This is a genomic window from Alteromonas sp. ALT199, assembly GCF_018619335.1.
Taxonomy (GTDB): domain Bacteria; phylum Pseudomonadota; class Gammaproteobacteria; order Enterobacterales; family Alteromonadaceae; genus Alteromonas.
In genome coordinates this window covers 835-2076 of sequence record NZ_JAHHDX010000140.1, presented here as the reverse complement: position 1 = coordinate 2076, position 1242 = coordinate 835, and the positions used below count along the sequence as shown (strand labels likewise).

At 36.4% G+C, this 1242-nt stretch carries 1 protein-coding gene and 1 pseudogene; one reads left to right on the top strand and one right to left on the bottom strand.

What is annotated here, in order from left to right:
• Nucleotides 1-483, bottom strand: a pseudogene (locus KL866_RS15290) (methyl-accepting chemotaxis protein); the annotation flags it as partial.
• A 310-nt stretch (nucleotides 484-793) separates the two neighbouring features.
• Here KL866_RS15290 and fur point away from each other — a divergent pair.
• On the top strand, nucleotides 794-1222 hold the full coding sequence (gene fur, locus KL866_RS15285; protein WP_025255464.1) for a ferric iron uptake transcriptional regulator: 429 nt from the start codon (nucleotides 794-796) through the stop codon (nucleotides 1220-1222).
• The last annotated feature ends 20 nt before the right edge of the window (nucleotides 1223-1242 follow it).

The following is a 1242-nucleotide window of genomic DNA, read 5'->3' as shown; positions in this document are numbered from 1 at the left end:
AAGATCGAGCATCAAAGCACTTGCTTCATCAGCAGTCATTAGAACTATTTCAAGTTGCGATGCGAGTTTTTTTTCAATACTCATCCTTTCACTAATTGCTGAATACATTTCATTACTGTTGTTAACGTACGTCAAACTAACTTCAACGGCATTTTTAGCAATCGAATTATTAGGCATAAGTGATTTCAAGCGAGCAAGATCATCGGAAAAGGTAGACGATAGCGAATTGAATGTTTGCTTATTAGCTTTGAGTTCTTCTCTATTTTCAACATGATAACCCTTAGCTGTTATCACCGATAGAGACAGGATTTCGGTCTTGACCTTAACCATACTGGTCTGAACTGGCATTTTTTGCTCTACAACATCTAATGCAGAATCTTTGATACTGTTAAGCCCGAAGTAAGAAAGGATACTGGTTAGTAGGAGTAAGCAGCCGAAAAGGCCAAAACCTAGCGTTATTTTATTTATTATTGTTAGCTGCATGGACACTTCCACTAAAACTGCGCATTGAAAGGATGCTGTTACCATTTCTTTAATTATAGTTTAACAAATTGTTACTTCAATGCATCATAAATTTTATTTATTTCACTTATTTTTCTTTATTATCTGGCAGTTATAATCTGGTCAGGCCAGATGTTTAACGGGCTATAGAATTTTTAATGCTTTTGTATTTTAAAGATGATGGGTAAATTTTCGGCGAGTAATCAAAGTTTCCACGGTTTTACTTTTAAATTGTTTCAACTTACCTATAATAACCACCAAATACTCATTCACTCGTTCTTAGTAGGCTGTAATGGATCAAAACAAAGAATTGAAAAAAGCAGGGCTTAAAGTCACTCTGCCTCGCCTTAAAATTTTGCAAATTCTGCAAGAGCCAGAAAACCAACATATCAGCGCTGAAGACGTCTATAAGATCCTTATTGAGCACGGTGAAGAAATTGGCCTTGCTACGGTTTATCGCGTGCTAAACCAATTTGATGATGCCGGTATTTTGAATCGTCATCATTTCGAAGGTGGAAAGTCAGTATTTGAAATCAGTCACAAAGATCACCATGATCATCTTGTATGCCTAAAGTGTGGCAAAGTGATTGAATTTGAAGACGAGATTATCGAAGAACGCCAAGAGATGATTGCCAAACAGCATAAAATGAAACTGACTCACCACAGCCTTTACTTATACGGTGAATGTACAGACGGCAATTGTGACAACCTTCCTGAATAAGTGTATATAGTCGTTTACTA

What these genes read in the sequence shown, in the direction of transcription:
- fur (WP_025255464.1), top strand. Translation starts at nt 794, where the DNA reads ATGGATCAAAACAAAGAATTGAAAAAAGCAGGGCTTAAAGTCACTCTG.